This window comes from Geminocystis sp. NIES-3708 (assembly GCF_001548095.1).
In the GTDB taxonomy this organism is placed as follows: domain Bacteria; phylum Cyanobacteriota; class Cyanobacteriia; order Cyanobacteriales; family Cyanobacteriaceae; genus Geminocystis.
The window spans coordinates 155,561-175,981 of sequence record NZ_AP014815.1; the positions used below are offsets into that span (position 1 = coordinate 155,561).

General features: G+C 30.5%; 18 protein-coding genes. 7 read left to right on the top strand and 11 right to left on the bottom strand.

Annotated elements, in window-relative coordinates; all coding sequences use genetic code 11:
* Window positions 1-15 precede the first annotated feature (15 nt).
* Window positions 16-330, top strand: a complete 315-nt coding sequence (locus GM3708_RS00650) for a nucleotidyltransferase family protein (RefSeq protein ID WP_066343041.1) — start codon at window positions 16-18, stop codon at window positions 328-330.
* Complete coding sequence (locus GM3708_RS00655; protein WP_066343043.1) at window positions 327-668, top strand: DUF86 domain-containing protein; 342 nt, start codon at window positions 327-329, stop codon at window positions 666-668. Before GM3708_RS00650 ends, GM3708_RS00655 begins: the two co-directional genes overlap by 4 nt.
* 132 nt (window positions 669-800) lie before the next feature.
* Here GM3708_RS00655 and GM3708_RS00660 read toward each other — a convergent pair whose 3' ends face one another.
* From GM3708_RS00660 to GM3708_RS00685, 7 genes are all read right to left on the bottom strand, one after another.
* A complete protein-coding gene (locus GM3708_RS00660; protein WP_066343046.1) occupies window positions 801-2,852 on the bottom strand; it encodes a methyl-accepting chemotaxis protein in 2,052 nt (683 codons plus the stop codon).
* Between the two features lie 448 nt (window positions 2,853-3,300).
* Window positions 3,301-3,516 carry a hypothetical protein gene (locus tag GM3708_RS00665; RefSeq protein WP_066343056.1) on the bottom strand — a complete coding sequence of 72 codons (216 nt, stop codon included), beginning with the start codon at window positions 3,514-3,516 and terminating at the stop codon, window positions 3,301-3,303.
* A gap of 115 nt (window positions 3,517-3,631) precedes the next feature.
* Window positions 3,632-7,039 carry a tubulin-like doman-containing protein gene (locus tag GM3708_RS00670; protein ID WP_066343058.1) on the bottom strand — a complete coding sequence of 1,136 codons (3,408 nt, stop codon included), beginning with the start codon at window positions 7,037-7,039 and terminating at the stop codon, window positions 3,632-3,634.
* Between the two features lie 136 nt (window positions 7,040-7,175).
* On the bottom strand, window positions 7,176-7,553 hold the full coding sequence (locus tag GM3708_RS00675) for a DUF86 domain-containing protein (protein ID WP_066343061.1): 378 nt from the start codon (window positions 7,551-7,553) through the stop codon (window positions 7,176-7,178).
* The gene (locus GM3708_RS17680) at window positions 7,540-7,785 is read right to left on the bottom strand and encodes a nucleotidyltransferase family protein (protein ID WP_082714179.1); all 246 of its coding nucleotides are present in this window, start codon (window positions 7,783-7,785) and stop codon (window positions 7,540-7,542) included. The genes GM3708_RS00675 and GM3708_RS17680 overlap by 14 nt, the downstream gene beginning before the upstream one ends.
* Window positions 7,786-7,946: 161 nt before the next feature.
* Entirely contained in the window at window positions 7,947-9,068 is a 1,122-nt protein-coding gene (locus GM3708_RS00680) for a vWA domain-containing protein (protein ID WP_066343063.1), read from the bottom strand.
* 145 nt (window positions 9,069-9,213) lie between these two features.
* A complete protein-coding gene (locus GM3708_RS00685) occupies window positions 9,214-9,756 on the bottom strand; it encodes a DUF3124 domain-containing protein (RefSeq protein ID WP_066343075.1) in 543 nt (180 codons plus the stop codon).
* A gap of 177 nt (window positions 9,757-9,933) precedes the next feature.
* On the opposite strand from GM3708_RS00685, the gene GM3708_RS00690 reads away from it, so the two are divergent.
* The 3 genes from GM3708_RS00690 to GM3708_RS00700 all read left to right on the top strand — a co-directional run bounded on the left by GM3708_RS00690 (window position 9,934) and on the right by GM3708_RS00700 (window position 13,374).
* The gene (locus tag GM3708_RS00690) at window positions 9,934-11,253 is read left to right on the top strand and encodes an ABC transporter substrate-binding protein (protein WP_066343078.1); all 1,320 of its coding nucleotides are present in this window, start codon (window positions 9,934-9,936) and stop codon (window positions 11,251-11,253) included.
* Between the two features lie 75 nt (window positions 11,254-11,328).
* Complete coding sequence (locus GM3708_RS00695; protein WP_066343079.1) at window positions 11,329-11,922, top strand: ParA family protein; 594 nt, start codon at window positions 11,329-11,331, stop codon at window positions 11,920-11,922.
* 87 nt (window positions 11,923-12,009) lie between these two features.
* Complete coding sequence (locus GM3708_RS00700; protein ID WP_231933009.1) at window positions 12,010-13,374, top strand: recombinase family protein; 1,365 nt, start codon at window positions 12,010-12,012, stop codon at window positions 13,372-13,374.
* 16 nt (window positions 13,375-13,390) lie between these two features.
* On the opposite strand, the gene lipA is transcribed toward GM3708_RS00700, so the two are convergent.
* Entirely contained in the window at window positions 13,391-14,263 is an 873-nt protein-coding gene (gene lipA, locus GM3708_RS00705) for a lipoyl synthase (RefSeq protein WP_066343085.1), read from the bottom strand.
* Window positions 14,264-14,487: 224 nt separating this feature from the next.
* On the opposite strand from lipA, the gene plsY reads away from it, so the two are divergent.
* Window positions 14,488-15,120 carry a glycerol-3-phosphate 1-O-acyltransferase PlsY gene (plsY, locus tag GM3708_RS00710; RefSeq protein WP_082713954.1) on the top strand — a complete coding sequence of 211 codons (633 nt, stop codon included), beginning with the start codon at window positions 14,488-14,490 and terminating at the stop codon, window positions 15,118-15,120.
* A gap of 167 nt (window positions 15,121-15,287) precedes the next feature.
* Here the strand turns inward: plsY and GM3708_RS00715 are convergent, their stop codons facing one another.
* Window positions 15,288-16,598 carry a DUF2330 domain-containing protein gene (locus GM3708_RS00715; RefSeq protein WP_066343091.1) on the bottom strand — a complete coding sequence of 437 codons (1,311 nt, stop codon included), beginning with the start codon at window positions 16,596-16,598 and terminating at the stop codon, window positions 15,288-15,290.
* A gap of 74 nt (window positions 16,599-16,672) precedes the next feature.
* The gene (locus tag GM3708_RS00720) at window positions 16,673-17,542 is read right to left on the bottom strand and encodes an RnfABCDGE type electron transport complex subunit D (protein WP_066343093.1); all 870 of its coding nucleotides are present in this window, start codon (window positions 17,540-17,542) and stop codon (window positions 16,673-16,675) included.
* 277 nt (window positions 17,543-17,819) lie between these two features.
* On the opposite strand from GM3708_RS00720, the gene GM3708_RS00725 reads away from it, so the two are divergent.
* Window positions 17,820-18,569 carry a phycobilisome rod-core linker polypeptide gene (locus GM3708_RS00725; protein ID WP_066343099.1) on the top strand — a complete coding sequence of 250 codons (750 nt, stop codon included), beginning with the start codon at window positions 17,820-17,822 and terminating at the stop codon, window positions 18,567-18,569.
* Window positions 18,570-18,730: 161 nt separating this feature from the next.
* On the opposite strand, the gene GM3708_RS00730 is transcribed toward GM3708_RS00725, so the two are convergent.
* Complete coding sequence (locus GM3708_RS00730) at window positions 18,731-20,314, bottom strand: NAD(P)H-quinone oxidoreductase subunit 4 (RefSeq protein WP_066343100.1); 1,584 nt, start codon at window positions 20,312-20,314, stop codon at window positions 18,731-18,733.
* Between the last annotated feature and the right edge of the window lie 107 nt (window positions 20,315-20,421).

A 20,421-nucleotide genomic window follows, 5' to 3' on the forward strand; every position in this document is an offset into this window, starting at 1 on the left:
GAAAAGTATTTTAACATGAATAATGTTACAGAAGATAAATTAACTATTCTAAAAAAACAAATAAGAGTAATAAAATCAGAAATTCAAGAAGAATATCAAATAGAAGAATTAGGCTTATTTGGCTCTTATATCAGAGGGGAAGAAACAGAAAATAGTGATATTGATATATTGATTAAGTTTAAATCAGACGCAAGATTTGGGCTAGTTACATACTGTGAATTAGAAAACTTATTAAGTGAAAAATTAGGGAAGAAAGTAGATTTAGTGATGAAAGATTATTTAAAACCTCACCTTAGTCAATATATTTTAAATGAGGTAGTTTATCTATGACTAAAAGAGAATTAAAAGATTATTTAGAAGATATTTTAGAAACATTATTAATTATTGAAACATTTACAGATGATTTAATTTTTGATTCTTTTGTTAATGATACAAAAACTTTATTTGCCATAAATCACGCCATAGAAAGAATAGGAGAAGCGACTAAAAATATTCCTGAAAATATAAGAATAAAATACCCTCATATAAAATGGAAAGGATTGAGTGGTATGAGAGATAAAATTATTCATTATTATTTTGGTATTAATTATCAAATTGTCTGGGATACTATCACAATAGACTTACCTATATTAAAACCAGTAATTGAGGATATTATGAAAAACCTTTAACTAGGAATTATAAATTAAATATTAAGATTAAACTATTGTCGGTTAGGTTGGGGCATCAAAACCCAAGGGCAACAAAAAAACTCTGTGTTGGGTTTTAGTTCGTTTAAACAAACCTACGAAAAGCATTGCTACTTATTTTTTCCATAAATTTTGCCAATCTTCATCCCACATTTTCTGCCAATCCTCATTCCAAAATCTTTCCGATTCCCCATCAGATTTTTTTCGGCTAGATGACTTGTTTTGATTATAAGAATTTTCAAATAATTTTCTCATTAAAAGTAACATAAATTTTTCATTTTTTTCTAATAATTTTAATCTTTCTTCTAACTCTTTATTAATTTTCTCTAAACTTTTGAATAATTCAGAATAACTATTAGTATTTTTAACAGTACTTTCTCCTAATTTTAACAAAATTTCTCGACTGATATTAGTCATTTCTGAATATCGCTCATTATTTTTAACGGTATTTTCTCCTAATTTTAATAAAATTTCTCGACTGGTATTCGTCATTTCTAAATATCGATCATTAATAGTGTTAATATTAGATTCAATTTGATTAACATTTTGGGATAATTGTACCATTTTATCTGTAGAAACTTCTAAAGTTTTAACATTAATAGCAATCGGCTTTACTATTTCACTTAACTGTTTAATCACACTAACAAATATCTCTTGAATAGTTGCTAAATTTGTCGTTGTTTTCGCTAAACCTTCATTAAATTTACTTTGCTTAATTGCCTCTGCTGAGTTTATAAAAATATTAGCACTTTTATCTAAGAGTTCGATCGAAGTCTTAAACTGTTGATAATTGGGAGTAACTCCTACCATTTTATTAATAGAAGCATCAAAAGTTTTAATATTAATTTCGAGAGGTTGAATAGCCTGATTAAGAATATTAATCATATCCAAAAGGGGTTGCTGAATTGCCATTAAATTATTAGTAGCAATCACAAGTTTTTCACTAAATTGACTTTCCTTGATAGTATTCGCAGAATCAGCGAATAAAACCGAACTTTCCTCTAAACTCTCACTAGCTTTTTTCAATTCTTGATAAATATTTAAAGCTAAATCAGTAGCTTTTTTACTATCATTATTAAAACTAATTACACTTTGGGTTAACTCTTTTGTCGATGCGGTAAACTCCCCTTGAGTTTGAGCTAAATTATCCGTAATTTTCTCTAAATTTTCACTAAATTTACTCGCCTCTATACGAGTAGAAGCAGTTAAAATAAGATTAGCACTGTGATCAAAACTTTCAATATTTTTTCTGAGAATTGGCATCATTCTTTGGAGACTTTCTACTTGATTTTCCAGGGATTTTGTTGATAATTGAAAAATATTTGCCCCAGTATTAATCGTACTAGAAGCATCTAATAAACTTTGATAAACTTGATAAGCTAATTGTTGTGATTTCTCATTTTCTTCAGCAATTTTATCTGCGGCTTTTTTAAAAGTCCGCTCTAAAACTTGCCCTACATTTTCATGAAATCTTGTTAAAAATTCTGTTTGTTTATCCACCATTTTATTCACAGCTTTATCTAATCTAGTGTCACCTTCTACTAAAGGCTTATAAATATTATCGAGATAGTCTTCTAAATTATTAAGTAAGGAATTTTTCTCTAAAATAATATTATATTTAAGATTAATAATCGTTAAAATAGAGGCACATAATAAACCGATTAAACTGGTAATAAAAGCAATTCCCATACTTTGCAAAGGTTGCTGTAATTTACTTGTTAAATCGATAATGTTTGTACCGTCATTATTAATAATTTGACTGATACTATTTAAGTTTAAAGTGATGCCTAAAAATGTGCCTAATAAACCAAAAGCTAATAGTAAATTAGGAATAGTTTTAGTGATATATTCTGCTTCTTCACAACGAATATTGTCATTCAAAAAAGTAATAGTTTCTTGGTGATAAACTCCATCAATTAAAGCAATAGTATTAACATTTTCTATTTGTTGACTTACTTTAGTAAATCTTTGTTGTAAGAGATTAATAAACCTAGGTTGTATTCCTTGACTATCACCGTTAACTAATCTTCTTGTTTTCTTTTCTAAATCTTGTAAATGAAGGTATAAATTACGTCTGATCAAGCCCGATAAAATAGCAGGTAAAATAACAAAAATAACTGTTGTTATTGTTAACCATAAAGGAAAAATTTTAAATGTTTCTAGCATGATGTTGATTGTGATTATAGGGTTTATAATTTAACCTGATTATTTTATAACATCCAATTATCTAACTTTATTTCTGGGATACGTTGATAATGACAAGTATTATTAGTTACTAAAATTAAATTTTCGATTAATGCAACACTAGCAATAAGTAAATCAAAATCGGCAACAATATTACCTTATTTTCGTAATAAGGCTTTTAATTCACCAAATTTTTTTAGACTATTATTACCGAATGATAATACTGAAATATTTTGAAGAAAGTCATCTATAGTCTTTAAATTATCATCTATTGTACTAGAATTATAAGTACCAAAATATAACTCTGATACGTTAATTTAACAAATACATACTTGATGAAAACCTATTTTCAACAATTTATTTTGTACTGATATTTTACCTTTTAACCAGTAAATACAAGCATTCGTATCTAATAAATATCTCATGTGATTTATATTGATTCTAAATTATTATTTCTACTACGATAAATTTCTTCTATTATTTCTTCCTCTATTTTAGTATCTTCCCATTTTCCAAAAGTATTTAATAACTTTTCATTATCATAGTTATTATTGTCTTTGTTTAAGTTTTTTTGCACAATTCTTTCAATAATTAACTCTAATTGTTTCATTGTTAAATTCTCTAATATTCTGGTAGGTTTATTCATGGTAAATTTCCCTTAAAGTAACTTTAATTTGGTCATTAAATTTATTATAGAAAAAATTATGAAATAATGATTTAATTACCTTATAAGTTTAAGCCTATCTTTTAATTTTTAATTGTTATAAACCTCCGATAATTTTTTTAGCTTTGTCAAATTCATCGTCACTTAAGTCACCAGCTTTGCGTAAATCGATTAAATCTTTCATGGTGACTCTTTCCCATTTTTTTAAAAACTCTTTCTCAGCTTCTTCTGTCATTTGGTTAGAATTATCATGCCAATAATCAGATTCATTTTCATAAATAACATCAGCTTCTAAAACTTCCGTATCTTTAACATTATTAGTTTGATTATGGTTTCCGTTATTTTGATTATTGCCTGACTTTAATCGTTTCTGCTGTTGCTCATTTTTTCTTCCTGATAAGGAAGGTTTTTTGTTGACAATTTCGTCTTTTTGTGCATCATTGACAATCTTAACAAATCGATCGTATATTCTTTTTAAGATACCATCTTTACCTAAAGAAGTTCGATCAGGACGTTCACCTAAAACCAGTTTTTTCTGATTATAATTGATGTCATATTCTGTCAATTTTTCCAATTCATCGACAAAATTAATCAAGTTACGATAATAAAAATCTTGGAATAAATTAGGATTTACCCTTACTTCTTCTTCAATATTTTTAACCGTATCAGCTAAATACTTTCTGATAGTTTCATTTTGACTAATACTCTCTAAGGCTTCTTCCCAAATACCACTAATTTCTAGCCCATAAGTTTCCCCTCTTAACTCGTCTTCTAATTCTAAATAATAACTATTATTATCGAGATTTTTCTGAATTTTACCGAAAGCTAAACAAGTATAAAAGTCATCCTGCAATAATTCCATTTCTCGCCCATCAGGGGGAATAATATCAAGGAAGAAAACTTGAGAGTCATTATGTAAATTATAACCATCATAGAGTCTTTTCTGACGCTCATATTGTTCTCTTAATTCTTTTAATCCGTTAATAATTCTTAAAGGAAAACCACCAAATTCCTTGATAATAAATATTTCATTTTTAGTTTGTATCGGCACTAACATATCAGATGAAATAGGAATGTCTTTTAGTAAATCTTTAAACTGCTTATTTTCTCTGTCATCAGTTTGTTTAAAGGCAACAACTTGTTTTGTTTTATCCTCTTCATTTATAAAATAAGGGGCATTACTATTTAAAGGTAATAAAACATCTGCTTCATCAATGATTTGTTTTAAACGAATTCGCCCATCAGAAAAGGGATATTTCTGCACAAAACGATTGACAACTGACTCTGTTAAATCTAAGGTTTTATCACCAAATTTAGCCTCAATATTACCATCAATGCTTTGACTTAATTCTTTATCATCGATAATTCTTCCTACCGTGAAAAAGTGCAGTAAAGAAGGTGGCAAAGTTACACTTTCATTAATTTTATGACTCACTTCTACCAGTAAGTTTCTTCTTTCTCGATCAGGTAACAAAGTTTGATAATATTGATCATTATCATCAGCTTCAAATACTGCCTCCCCGTTAATTTCATCATCGTCAATGTGGCTTAAATCTTCTGCTTTTCTGTTATAAAATCCTTCTAAATCTTGCAAAAGATTATAAAAGTTACTGGTTTTTGTTTTTAACTCTAAGACTAATTGTCTTAAATTTGTGACAATTTTAAAAGCTTCTTCTGTTAAGGTTAAATCAAAGTTACGCTTAATCAGTTTATTGATTTCTTGAATCCCTTGATTTGCATCCTCTTGAAACTCTTTATTTTTAGTATTGTTAGATTTACCTCCAATGCCTAAAAAACCTTTTTTATCGGTTTCAATATCTTCAAATCTTTGACAAGAATCTTGCCATTTTTTATCAATATTTTCGATAGTAACAAAGGAAGTAGCTTTTTCTTTTTCTTCTTCTAATTCTTTGACATATTCATTTAATTTAGTTAACAATGCTTCTAACCAACCTCGACTATTATCTAAGGCAAAATGAGGGTTAGTAGGTTCGAGTAAATTACTTAAATAATTAAGAATATCTTGAGTAAATTGTTTCTCTAATTTGATACTATTTTTCTGTAATTGGGTCAACCATACACCCCTAATATTTTCAGTTTCTCCAAACTGTACTTTTTTAAATTGGCTCTTGATTTCGCTACGAATTTTATCAATAAATCTTTGTCTATCCTCAGCATTTTTACAGTTATCAATTTCCTGTTGATTTTTACTTAACCAAGTTTTTAATATCTGTTTAAATGTCTTGTCATTTTCTTGGGTAATTGCCTCTAGTTTTGCTTTAAAAATATTGGGGTTAGTTTCATTTTGAGATTGCCAATTTAATAAAAATTTATCTAATAATTCTGCTGAATCTGGGCTTTGCCCTTCACCGTATAACCAGAAGTTAATTAGTTTTATTTTAACTTTATTTAAACAGATAGCAATAGTTAAATCACGGGGAAAATAAATTTTCGCTAATCCAAAGGTTAAATATTTTTGGGTATTATAACGAGGATGCTGATCATTTGGCTCTCTACTAAATACTAATTTATAATTATCTCTATTACCTCTAACTGGTACGTTTATTTCTTCTGCAAAATCTGCAAATATTTTATGAGCAATTATTTGGGATAACTTTTCTTTTCTCAAGATTTTATGCCCACTATTAGTGCGATTTCCGACTAAATAAACAAAGTCAAAAGGAGGACGATTTTCCTTGACAGAAAATAAATTTACGGGATCATAATTAGCATTAAAATTTGTACCTTGAGCAGTATAATAATTTAATTCTTTTAAGGCGGCGTAAGTGTTAGCTTTCACACTGGGAGTATTGCCGTATAATTCTGGTGCGATAATCAAATAAGCTGTAATTTCGCTATCGATTTCGTAGCCGTATTTTTCTCTTAAACTATATGCCATGTCTATAAATGTACCGCTTCCTGTACCTCCACATAGCGAACCAATTATAATAATATTAGTACCAGGTTCAACTACAATATTTTTACTGAGTAATTTTTGAGCATGACCAACTGTAGCATTATCGGCAGTATCGATGGCTTGGTGAATTTTGCTGTAGTTATGGAAAAAAGCGAGTCTGCCTACTGGACGAATTGCCCCCGCACCGTTTTCAATAGATTTAACATCCTTTAATATTTGCTTGGGAAACCATGTACCGATATGATCACAAGGGGATTGTCTTTCATATTCGCTTCTTCTTTCTAACCCTTTACTCAAGTCGTCTATTTCCTGCTTATTCATGGTGGCGGTGACGATTTCGGCTGGTTTAAATAAGATATTTTCCCCGTGATAGGTGTCTCCCGTTTTTAAGCCTGTAGTTTGAGAAGCATTTTTATCGGTGTCTATATGCACGAAACTGACTACAGGTAACTCGCTTAGTTTACCATATCGATCAACGATCAAACGGCGAATTTGCATTAAAATATCTCTACCAGTACCGCCTAAGCCTATACATACGGTGCGTTTAATATTGAGAGTTTTTGTGTCTGTAGGATTATTGTTCGGCATAATAGTTATAAAATAATGGAACTACTAACTAATTATCAGTAACGAATTGTCTTTTTATACAATATTTGAGATTTTTTTTGTTATTTGGTATTTTGTTATCGGTATAGTGGGTTTCTCCCAACATTTAAACGAAATTTTAATATTCTGGGGGTAAAGGTGAGATTAATTTTTCTAATTTTATGACAAGATGAGGTATATCAACAGTAATAACTTGCCAGATTCTTTTTTGATTTATTTTTTCGTATTGATGGGCTATGATATTTCTTTGTCCAATAATATCACTCCAAGGAATTTGAGGATTTTGTTGTTGAAAATCAGGAGATATTCTTCTTGCCGCTTCTCCCGAAATTTCTAATTGTCGCTCGATCACAAAGTGGTGCTGAGCGATAGCACTTTGCAATAAAATATTATTTTGATAGTCTTCCCATGAAGTATTTTTTATAAATAGGATTATTCTTTGACAAGATTGAGGCATATCCCAAAGAAAAGCGTAATTTTTATTAATTTGATTCATAAAGAATATAGTTATTTTTCAATATTTCATAACGAATAAAAGGGTTAGATAGTGCAGATTTTTCTACTAAATCAACTTCTCTATTAAATATATTTTTAAGCTCGTTTTTCAGTCTAACAATATCAAAAAGACTCCACCTAGCATCATCATCAAATGTTATTAAAATATCAATATCACTTTCATCGTTAAATTTATCTATTAAAATTGAACCAAATAAAGCTAATTCTTTGATTAACTATCTATCGTAAATATCTTTTAATATAGATTTTGTAAACTTTTTTATTTGTGTAAAATTTATCATCTTTTCCTCATTTTATAAAGTTATATAGTCTCCAGTTTGATAATCTTTATAATTTATTTTTTTATCGAACAGACAAGATATCTATTTCACAGTTATTTAGTTTTAGAGACAGTAATTTTTATTTCAAAATCTTCATCATTATACGGACAATTAAGTCTAATAATATTTCCTTCTATTACCTGTTTTTGTTTTAATTCTCTACCTTTATAAATAATAGGTAAAATGTTAGTAGGTTCAATAAATATTTTATTTCCTTCTCTTTTTAAATAACCTCTAATTTCTCCCCCTTTACACTCTATATCTTCACCAATAGAAAGACTACTTTTATTTTTTAAATAATCAATGTTTTTATTTTCTTCATTTGACGATACTATTTCTAATTTCCACGTTTCTTTTAAACTTAAATAATATTTGATAGCAACAATTCCTCCCCCAAATAAGCTAATGATGATTATGGATAAAATAGTCGTAGGTAGCCATAATTGATTGACTATATAATTATTTACTAGACAAGTTTCTTTTCCGCCAGGGGCTGGGGTGCAAAATTCTTGTACACTAGGTTTAATATCCGCAACGGTGAGTTGATAATTACTGATATTCTTGCTACGAGAATTTATAGCAAGATGATTTAACCAGTTGATTCGATCAACACTTTCAGGACTGGTACTATTACGATAGGAACTATTAGCAGGAGTTTCAATCCATACTTGAGAAGTTATACCTACTTCCGTTTTTAAGGGTGCATCCGTTAACCACACTACAGATTGAGGTTTGATAGGTTGATTTTCACAAAGACGTTTTTGATTGATATGAGCTAAATTTTTGTAAATAAAATGCTCTGCTAGTTGAATATCTGTATTTTTCTCTGCTATATTTGCACTTAAAGGAATTTGCTCAATAATTTTATTTATATCTTCTTTGGGGTTGTTAAATGCAATCGAATTTGAGATAGTCAGAGGGTTAACATCAGAATTCGTTGGGTTTACTTGAGAAGAAAAAGGGACAATATAAACGGAATCGCTTTTATTCAAACTATCTTGCACAATTTGTTTTAACCTTACTTTTCCTTCATCATCAAGACTAACACTTTGAGTTAAATCTACTGCAAAAACTATATCTCTACCACCACTGAATTTAGAAACTAATTCTAAACTTAATTGTTGATGTTTTGATAAAGATTCACCGATGGTAATTTGATCACAATTTTTTGCCACTTTTCTACACCATTAAATTATCTATAATTATGTCACAAAAAATCAATTAAATATCAATTAAATAAGTCTAAAAGTCATGAAATAATATAACTTTGTTTCGTGATTACTTCATTCTATAATTTTAGTAGTGAAATCATTTTTTTATTTAAAACTCTTTGACAATTCTGCCTTGACTAGTAAAAGATATTCCTTGAGTACTAGCAGTACTAACCATAACTGATTCAGCGATAGGTTTAGCTACTTTTTTATCAGCTACCCATTCAATTAAAAAATTACCACCAATTCCTCCTCTAATATCATTATCTTCGATATAAAAATTAGTAGATGCTAGAGGTTTTAATATTACAGAAGAAGTTAAATAATCATCAATTAAATTACCTTGACTATCATAATATTTAACTGATTTAATGATAATGGAATTATCTAAATCAATATTATGAAAAGTAACTGTAACTCCTAAGTTATGGCTTCTTTGTTGATTAGAATGATAAATATTAGAATAAATAGGTATATAAATAATTTGTCCAGTAATAGGTTTAAAACTCTCAGACAAAGTAATAGATTCAGTATTAACAGGATTATTATTAGTAACATTAAGTTTTTGAATATCTAAATTTTGATTAGAATTACAACTAAAGAGTACTAAACAGATTAATAAGAAACAAGAAGATAAATATTTGTTCAACATTATTAATTAAATTTTGGGAGAATAATAATAGATTTTCAAAAAATACTTGAGCTAAAAATATAATAATATCAACTCTTCTATTTAGCTTGATAATTTTTCTTCTACTAATAAATTAAACAAATTTGAAAAGGTAAGGTATGATCTTAATTTAAACTTAACTAGATATAAGAAAATACCATGAAAAACCGTCAAACTAAACTATTTTTAAGCTTATTTCTTAGCCTTAATTGGTTGACTGTTGGCTGCGGCATATTTGGCACGACAGAAGAAAATACAACAACCACGGAAACGCAAAATTCAAATAGTAATGCTTCAAGTAGTGAGGGCTTAAAATTAGGAGCATTATTTCCCATTACAGGGGATTTATCTTCTATTGGTCAAAATATGCCTATTGCTGCTCAATTAGCTGTAGATACCGTTAATGCTTGTGGTGGTGTTAATGGAAAACCTGTCACTATTATTAAAGAAGATGATCAAACTGATCCAGTGGCGGGAACTTCTGCTATAACTAAATTAACAGAAGTTGATAAAGTATCAGCAGTAGTAGGATCATTTGCTAGTAGTGTTTCTACTGCCGCTTTAGATGTGGCTGTGAGAAATAACGTCATGATGATTTCCCCCGGTAGTACAAGTCCTGTTTTCACCAATAGAGCAAAAAAAGGTGAATTTAACGGATTTTGGGCACGCACTGCACCACCTGATACATATCAAGCCCAAGCCCTAGCCGCTTTAGCTGATAAACAAGGATTTAAAAATGTTTCGACAGTCGTTATTAATAATGATTATGGTGTGGCATTTGAAGAGCAATTTGTCAATGCTTTTACTACATCTGGAGGTAATATTCTCAATCAAGATAAACCAGTACGTTATGATCCCAAGGCAACTACATTAGATTCAGAAGCAAGTTTGGCTTTTGCAAATCAACCCGATGCTGTAGCTGGGGTTTTATATGCAGAAACAGGTAGTTTATTGCTACAAGCGGCTTATAAACAAGGATTAAGCAAGGGTGTTACTGTCTTATTAACCGATGGGGTTTATTCGGAAGATTTCACTAAACAAGTCGGAAAAACTGCCGATGGCACTTCTATTATAGCAGGTGCATTGGGTACAGTACCAGGGGCAGATGGTAAGGCTTTAGACGAATTTACTACTCTATGGAAAGAAAAAACGGAGAATAAACCTATAACCGCTTTTGTACCTCATACATGGGATGCGACTGTTATATTAATGTTAGCCGCACAATCGGCAGGAAATAATACTGGGGAGGGAATTAAGAATAAAATTCGAGAAGTATCTAGTGGTGAAGGTACAGAAGTTACAGATCCTTGTCAGGCGATGGAATTATTACGTAAAGGAGAAAAAATAAATTATCAAGGTGCGAGTGGTAATGTTGATATTGATGAAAATGGTGATGTTATTGGAGTTTATGATGTATGGAAAGTTAATCCTGATGGTAGTCTAGCTATTATTGATAAAATTTCACCTATTATTCAATAATCATATTAACAATTAAATTATTAACTGTACGAACCTAGCATAATCTTTCTATATTAACTATTAACTATCAAAATTATGTTAATTGCAATTGCCTCATTAAAAGGTGGTGTGGGAAAAACAACCACTGCCATTCATTTATCCACGTATTTACAAACTGATAAACCAACTTTATTAATTGATGCTGATCGTAATCGTTCTGCGTTAGTATGGGCTAAAGAAGATAATCTTCCTTTTACTGTAGCATCTCAAGCAGGTTCTCCGGCATTTATTCCCAAACATCAACATATTGTAACTGATATGAAAGCAGGTCCAGAAGAAGAAGATTTGGTTGATTTAGCAAAGGGCAATGATTTAATTATTATTCCCACAACTCCTAATCATCTTGATTTAGATGCAACAGTTAAAGCAGTAGAATTTTTCAAGAAATGGAATATTAATAATTATAAAATTCTCTTGACAAAAGTTGATGCACGAACTACTAATAGTAAAACGGCAAAACAATTTTTAGTAAAAGAAAATATCCCTTTATTTAAAACAGAAATTCCTTTATTAATTGCTTTTGAAAGAGCATCTCAAAATGGTAAAACTGTCAAAGATTATCATGATTTTCGTGCAAAACAAGCATGGCAACAATATGCACAAGTGGGCAAGGAAGTTATAAATAATTAAAAATTGGTAGGGGTGAATATCATTCACCCAATTAATAATCAAAAACAAAAAACTATTTTATAATTTAACAATCATCTATTATTTATCTTGATTATTGCTTATATTTATATTGATCCTATTATTGATAAAATCCCATCAGATTTTTTGTGGGGTTGTGAAATTAACAAAGTTTATCAAGACATTAGTGATAGAAAACAGTTAAAAAAGTTAATGAAAGATTGTCATGTAAATTCTGCAAATTATTTATTAATTCGTAGTTTGTCAGAGTTTGGTGATACCTTAAGTGAAATTAACCAAATTATGGCGAAAATTGAAGACTTAAATATTGAAATTGTTGCTATTGAAGAAGATTACAATACTAATAAATTTAAAATAATAAAAGATAGTAAGACTAAAGAAAAATTAATCATTCTTTGGGAAGAAATTAGAAAAAAAATTTATCACAGAAAATTATTAAAATCTCACAGTCATAATCGTTTAAATACCCTACCTCCCCCCGGAAAAGCACCATTTGGTTATTTAAAAGGAAAAGATAGTTATATTATCAATAGAGCAACTTCACCCATAATAAGAGACTTTTTTGATCGTTTTTTACTATATTCTTCCGTTAGTGATAGTGTTCGTTATTTAGAAAGAAAATATAATAAAAAAATTGCTTTATCTACAGCTATTCATTGGTTAAAAAATCCTATTTATCGAGGAGATTTAAGCTATAAAAATCAAGAAATTATCACAGATACTCACACTGCTATTATTAGTAGAGAAGAAGCCGCACAAATCGATAGAATATTAAAAAGTCATAGTCTTGTTAAATCTCGAAGTGCATCTGCTAACTATGCTTTGGCGGGGTTAGTAAGATGTAGAATTTGTCAGTCACCATTTAGAATAACAAAAGTTACCAATAAAAGATATCCTGAAAAATATTTATATTTAATTCCTAGTGAATGTCAGGGAGATGCCTCTTGTAAATCTTTTAAATACCATCTATTTTTGGATAACGTAATTAATCAAATTTGTAAAGATTTTTCTTTATTAATAAAACAAATTAATGTTCCAAGTCCTAATTTGACAAAACATAAAATAGAAAAAACGATACTAGAAAAAGAAGCCATTTTAAGTAAAATTCAGCAACTCAGAATAGAAGATATTTTAGATGAAGAAACCACCTATCTTAGAAGCTATACCCTTAATTTAGAAATTGCAACACTAAAACAACAAATGACACAATTACCTCCTGATAATCTTAATATTATTGCTTCTACTCTTTCTAATCCTCAATTTTGGTATGATTTATCTCCTTCTGAATGTCGTTTTTATTTAAGAGAATTTATCAAAAAAATTGATGTTATGCCAATAGATAATAATATTAATAATTATGATATTACACTAAACTTTGTTTTTAGTAACTATGATAAGACTATTGAGACTAAAAGTAATAAATTCAAAAATTAAGCCTATTTCTTCTTTTCTAATAACGTGGATAAAGTTGCATCAGTTTTTTGACTTCTTCCGCATGATATGAACTACGGGTAAGAGGTGATGAAACTACTTGCAAAAATCCTAATCTTTCTCCATATTCAGCCCATAATTGAAATTGAGTAGGAGTGACAAATTCTTTCACTGGTAAATGATGTTGAGATGGTTGTAAATATTGTCCGATGGTAAGTATATCACAATCAACTTCTCGTAAATCTTTCATTACTTGCTTAACTTCTGAATCAGTTTCCCCTAAACCCACCATAATGCCTGATTTGGTGTAGGTTTTGGAAGATATTTCTCTAGTTTTCTTTAGTAGTTCTAAAGATCTTTCATATTCCCCTTGAGGACGCACTTTACGATACAATCTGGAAATAGTCTCTGTATTATGATTTAAGACTTCTGGTTGAGCCTGTAAGATGCTTTCTAAAGCGTTCCAATTACCGCATAAATCGGGAATTAAAACCTCAATAGTCGTATTTGGAGATAATTTTCGAGTTTGCATAATACAGTTCACAAATTGACTAGCACCACCGTCAGATAAATCATCACGATTGACTGATGTAATGACAACATGATTAAGATTAAGCCTTTTTACAGCTTCCGCTAATCGTAATGGTTCTGTAGTATCAAGTTCTTTAGGAGTTTTATCGAAATCTATGTCACAATAAGGACAAGCACGAGTACAGGCTGGACCCATAATTAAAAATGTAGCAGTACCAGCGTTAAAACATTCACCAATATTTGGACAAGATGCCTCTTCGCACACTGTATTTAAGTTCAAATCTCGCAAAATATCTTTAACATTGCCAACTCTTTCAATTTGTGGTGCTTTTACCCTTAGCCAATCTGGTTTTACCGTCACAGTCTTAATCTTTTTATAATATCAACTACTTTGTGATCATAACTATTTTCATCCCAGATCACAAGAATATTCAATCTGCATCTCCAAAAATGAAAAATTTTTTATCTAAATAATATGTTAGATTCTTTAGTGATCTTTAAAATAACTTTTTTCCATTTAAACCTAAATTATTGTTTAAGGTATGTAAAGTTTTTTATTGATATTAAATTTGAGAAAATTTTATGATGAATTACCCTATTTTAATTAGTTTTAGCTTAATTTTATCTGCTTATTTACTAGGTTCTATTCCTACAGGTTATATACTAGCTCGTATGCTTAAAGGTATCGATATTCGTGAACATGGATCAGGTTCTACGGGTGCTACTAATGTACTGAGAATAGTTGGCAAAGGAGCGGCGATCGCAGTATTATTAATCGATATGTTAAAAGGAGCATTCGCCGTATATATAGTTGAATTAGCTTCTCTTGATGCCAATTTATTGCCTACGAATTGGAAAGGATGGTTAGTCGCCATTTCTGCATTATTAGCAGTTATAGGTCATAGTAAATCTATATGGTTAAATTTTTCGGGAGGAAAATCCGCCGCCATCAGTTTAGGTATATTGTTAACGATGAATCCTTTTGTTGGTTTAGGTACTTTAGTTGTATTTTTAACAGTTTTAGGTATCTCTAAAATAGTCTCCATTAGTTCCATCAGTGCCGCTATCGCTGTTAATATACTAATGTGGATTTTTAATCCTTCTATTCCTTATATCAGTTTTGCAATTGTTGCCGCCATTTATGTAATTCTCAGGCATCGTACAAATATTCAGAGAATCATCGCAGGAACAGAACCTCGTATTGGACAAACAGCATGATAAACTTAAAAACATTAGACTTCTCAGATAAGTCAAGGAATGGGTACTCTTGCAATAGTTATTAAAATTGATAATTGATCACCTTGAATAGATTTTAATCTTTATTTTGCAAGAGATGTATTGAGAAAAGTCAATATCAATTATTAATTATTGATTAATTTCGCCAGTCATTGCCACAATTTACGCCACCAAGGAATATTATCTCCTTGTAGGAAATTAATTTTTCCCTTAATATCACTTAAATTCCAACCTGTTAAAGTTGCTAAAGTTTGTGCCTCTTTTTCCTGTCTTTGTTTTACCTGTTGGGGATAATCTCTTCCAGCATCACAAGTTATTTTTTCACGGAAAGGATGACGAATGACATAACGCCCTTGAAATAATTGCTGATTAACGGTGTTTTGAAATCTTAAATCTTCGGGAAAGTGTTGGCGATCGTATCGAATATGTAAACGAGTTATAAATAAGTTATTATCATAGGGAGAATTTTGCCAAAAAACTCCTGCTTGTTTTAACTCATCAGGGTTTAAAGGCTCGGCAGAACAAGGATCACAGTTTGCCATACTCCAAGCATATTCTAAAAATGCCACCTTACGACCTTCTTTTTCATAACTACGAGTAAACATAGTTTTGTAAAAATCTCCAAATTTTTCCTTGACAAATTCTGGTATATCCACATCAGAAGGCACTTTCACTGTACGATAATTTGTTAATTCCGTTTCACCTTTAGAAGAAAGTAGATAAACGATTAAATCTTGCTCTTTTTGGCTATTTACCATGCCTAAACGTATAGGAAGCATGAATTTTGGTGATTCATAAGCTATCATTAACGGACGTAAGGATTGAAAATCTGATTTTGCCAATTCTTTTAAATTGACTTTCGCTACAAAAAATTTCATTTGTTGCTTAATGTATGGTTGTAACAATTCACTAGCACCTTTAGGAATGTTATAACCTTCTCTAATCAACCATTTTTCTAAACCATCAGATTCCTTCGCACTTAAAATTAAAATATCATATTCCCCAACGGTAAATTTACTTTCAACGGTGACTCCAAAAGACTCATTTTTTGCTTGTCTTCCTCCCCTTCTTGCCACACCACTACTTTCGGCGGTACTGGGCATGGCATCCATTGTGTATATTGGTTGACAAGGATCACTATCAAAATATTCCACTAATCTTGGTGCACTAAATGCGTCTAATCTTTCAAGAATTTTGGGGTTGCCAACATTCACCTGATCTTCTTCAATGGGTACTGGTACTGGTACAACTAAAGCAAAATCTTTGACGTTTCCTTGATAATCATTTGCCATAGTTAAAACAGTTTTTTCTTCATTTCTAGCTATAATAACTTGAGAGGCTTGATTATATAATTTGCTATCTGCTTTAGCTACATAAAAACCACAAAAAGCTAGAACAGATGTAGGGAAACATAATAGAAATATAAGCAAAAAAGAAATTAAGATTAAGTATTTTTTCATTATTTTTTATGTTATTAATAATTTATTTACAGGTAAAAAAATCAAGGAAAATATTTTAGTCCATTACTAGAAACTTAAACTATATTTAACTTTTGCCAACGGAAACGATTTTCTTTCCAAGTTAAATCTAATAATATTGTCATAGGTGAAATAATAAATAAGGCTAGGAAAATTCCACTATTTATATAAAAAAATTCTTTGAGAATAAAGCTCAAAAAAGCAACGGCAATCGCCCAAATAATACGACTATTTTTAGCGTTAGGTATAGAGCGAGGATCCGTCAACATAAAAAACGTAAAAACTAATAAACTTCCACTCATTAATTGGTGAGTTAAAACGTCAAAATTCCACCCTAAATAATAATTATAAATTGCTTCTAAACCGCCATAAAAAGTTAGAAAAATAGCACTGGTTTCCCATCTTCCTACTTTATTTAATACCATAGCTCCTGTACAGATAAATAATAACAAATACCACCAATCACTCCCCCATTGCCCCGGAGAAACCCACGCAGATTTAGTTAAAAATATGGTAACTATAATGCCAAAATTTGCAGGATTAAAAAAATGTTTTTGATGATAGTTAAAAATAAACTTAGAAGCGATGGCTAATACTCCTGCTAACATTAAAATATTAGAACTATTAGAGCGTAATAATAATGATAAACCTAATCCCGTAATTAAAGCACTTTTAACTCCTGAAAAATCTAATGTATATAGCCAAGAAAATGCTTGATTTTTATCAATATTAATCGTATTAACGTTAGATTTAATAGTTGTTAATTTAACCAATGAATTTAAGAAAATCTGAGTTAATAAACAAGTAATAATAGTGAGAAAAATTCCGTGTATTTGTAAAGTCCAATCTCGATAAAAAATACCTAAACAAAGAAATGAACTAAGACAAAGAATCTGATAATCACGAGCATCTTTCAATAAATTCATAATAATTACCTTGTAGGTTGGGCTAAAATTGAAATCCAACAGTGTTTAATCAAAAAATCATTATCAATTGGTTGGGTTGATTTATCTTTAACCTAACCGAGACAATACCCATCACAAAAAAAGACTAATTACCTTTAAATGATGTTCCATTAATTGGTTTTTGGATTTTTTACTGTAACAATTCTTTACGTTTTTTCAGGTTAGATGCCGTTGTCGATTATGCTAATGATTGTAGAAAAAACATTTAAAATAATCTTAAGATACGGAGGTCTTAACATTGGCTATTCCTCTTTTAAATTATGCACCTAACTCTCAAAATACCCGTGTAGCTGGTTTTGAAGTAGGTGGTGATGAACAACCAAGAATCTATAACGCTGAAAGTCTTTATAGTGCATCTGATATGGATGTATTAATTGAAGCGGCTTATCGTCAAATCTTTTTCCATGCTTTCAAATCCGATCGTGAAACGGCTTTAGAATCTCAATTACGCAACAAACAAATTACGGTGCGTGATTTCATTCGTGGTCTATTATTATCAGAAACCTTTAGAAATAGTTTTTACGAAAAAAATAGTAACTATCGTTTTGTAGAGCATTGTATTCAAAAAGTGTTAGGTCGTGCACCTTATAGTGAAAAAGAAAAAATTGCATGGTCAATTGTTGTAGTTAACAAAGGTATTAAAGGCTTCGTTGATGAGTTATTAAACTCCGATGAATACCTCGAAAACTTTGGTTATGACATCGTACCTTACCAACGTCGTCGTAACTTACCTTCTCGTGAATTAGGAGAAAGACCATTTAATATTAGTTCTCCTCGTTATGATGCTTACTATCGTGGCATTCTTGGTTTCCCTCAAATTGTTTGGCAAAATCAAGTTCGTCGCTTTGTACCTCAAGAGAAACAAGCCAAAGCTGGAGATCCTTCTCTCTATCTAAACATGGCTCGTAGTATTAATGCAAGACCAGCAGCCGTACCTCGTGTATCTACTGGAAATATTGGTTTGGATAAAGTTCCTTATCGCAAATAATCAAACATTGTAGTAGTTCATAAAATTATACCCCTTCTTTGTTCATTGAGAGGGGGTATAATTGTCTTTGTAATAATTGACAATCAACGATTAAGAATTACTTCAAAAAAGACTGAACAGATTTAGCTTTAATCGTCAACAAAACAGAGTAAAACTCAAAATTAATTAATTTGTGGTGCGTTTAAAGCGATAAATTGTGAGTTATTTTTCGCCGCAGTTTTTACTTGTAAACTAGGCACTGATTGACGTAATAAAGTCGTTAATTGATTAGTGGTAGAATCATAGATCTGAGTAACAATTTTCGGATATAAACCAATACCAATAATAGGAATTAAAAGACAAGCAATAATAAATACTTCCCTAGGTTCAGCATCGACTAAATTGGTATGAGAGACTAATTCTTTATTTTCTTCACCGTATAACATTTCTCGCAACATGGATAAGAGATAAATCGGCGTTAAAATTACCCCAACAGCGGCAAGAGATACCATGATAATTTTGAAAGTTAAACTATAAGCATCACTGGTAGCAAAACCAATAAATATCATCAATTCTGCGACAAATCCACTCATACCGGGTAAGGCAAGGGAAGCCATAGAGCAAGTTGTCCACATAGCGAATATTTTTTTCATTTTTTGACCAACTCCTCCCATTTCGTCTAGCATGAGAGTATGAGTGCGGTCATAAGTAGCACCAACCATAAAGAATAAACTGGCACCAATTAAACCATGAGAAATCATTTGTAATATCGCTCCACTCATACCAATATCAGTAAAAGAAGCAATACCAATTAAGACAAAACCCATGTGAGAAATGGAAGAATAGGCAATTTTTCTCTTTAAATTTCGTTGTGCAAAAGAAGTAAAGGCGGCATAAATAATATTAACTACCCCTAAAATAATTAAAATTGGGGCAAAAGTGGCATGGGCATCGGGTAACATTCCAGCATTCATCCTAATTAAGGCATAACCACCCATTTTTAGAAGAATTCCTGCCAGTAACATATGGGCTGGTGCTGTTGCTTCTCCGTGAGCATCAGGTAGCCATGTATGGAGAGGGAAAATAGGCAGTTTGACACCATATGCAATCAATAAACCTCCGTAAAGTAGTAATTGTAAATTAAATCCAAAATCTTTATGGGCGATCGCAGTCATATCAAAAGTGACGGTATCACCGTAAAAAGCCATCGTTAAAGCCGCCACAAGAATGAATAATGAGCCTCCAGCAGTATAAAGTATAAATTTGGTCGCCGCATATAATCTTCGTTTACCACCCCAAATAGAGAGGATGAGATAGACTGGCACTAATTCCAATTCCCAGACAAGGAAGAAAAGTAACATATCTTGTACAGCAAAAACAGCAATTTGTCCGCCGTACATTGCTAACATGAGAAAGTAGAAAAATTTAGGTTTTAAAGTGACAGGCCATGCCGCCATAATAGCTAAAGTAGTGATGAAGCCTGTTAATAAAACTAGAGGCATGGATAAACCATCAACACCTACAGACCATTTTAAATCAATATCCGCAACCCATGTATAACTTTCGACTAATTGTAGATTAGGATTATTAAAATCGTAGCCTTGATAAAAAGCATATACAATCAAAACGAAATCGATTAAGCCAACGGTTAAAGCATACCACCTAACAGTTTTACCATCTTTATCAGGAATGACAAAGACGAATAAAGAAGCGATGATGGGGAAAAGAATAATAGTTGTTAACCAAGGAAAATTTGTTAAATCCATTTGTAATCTAGTTAATAAATAAATGCTGATCAGTTATCTAGTGAATATCTATAATTTTTTAATTAGTTATAGAAGTACAACAATAGCTAGATAATTAGCCTATATGA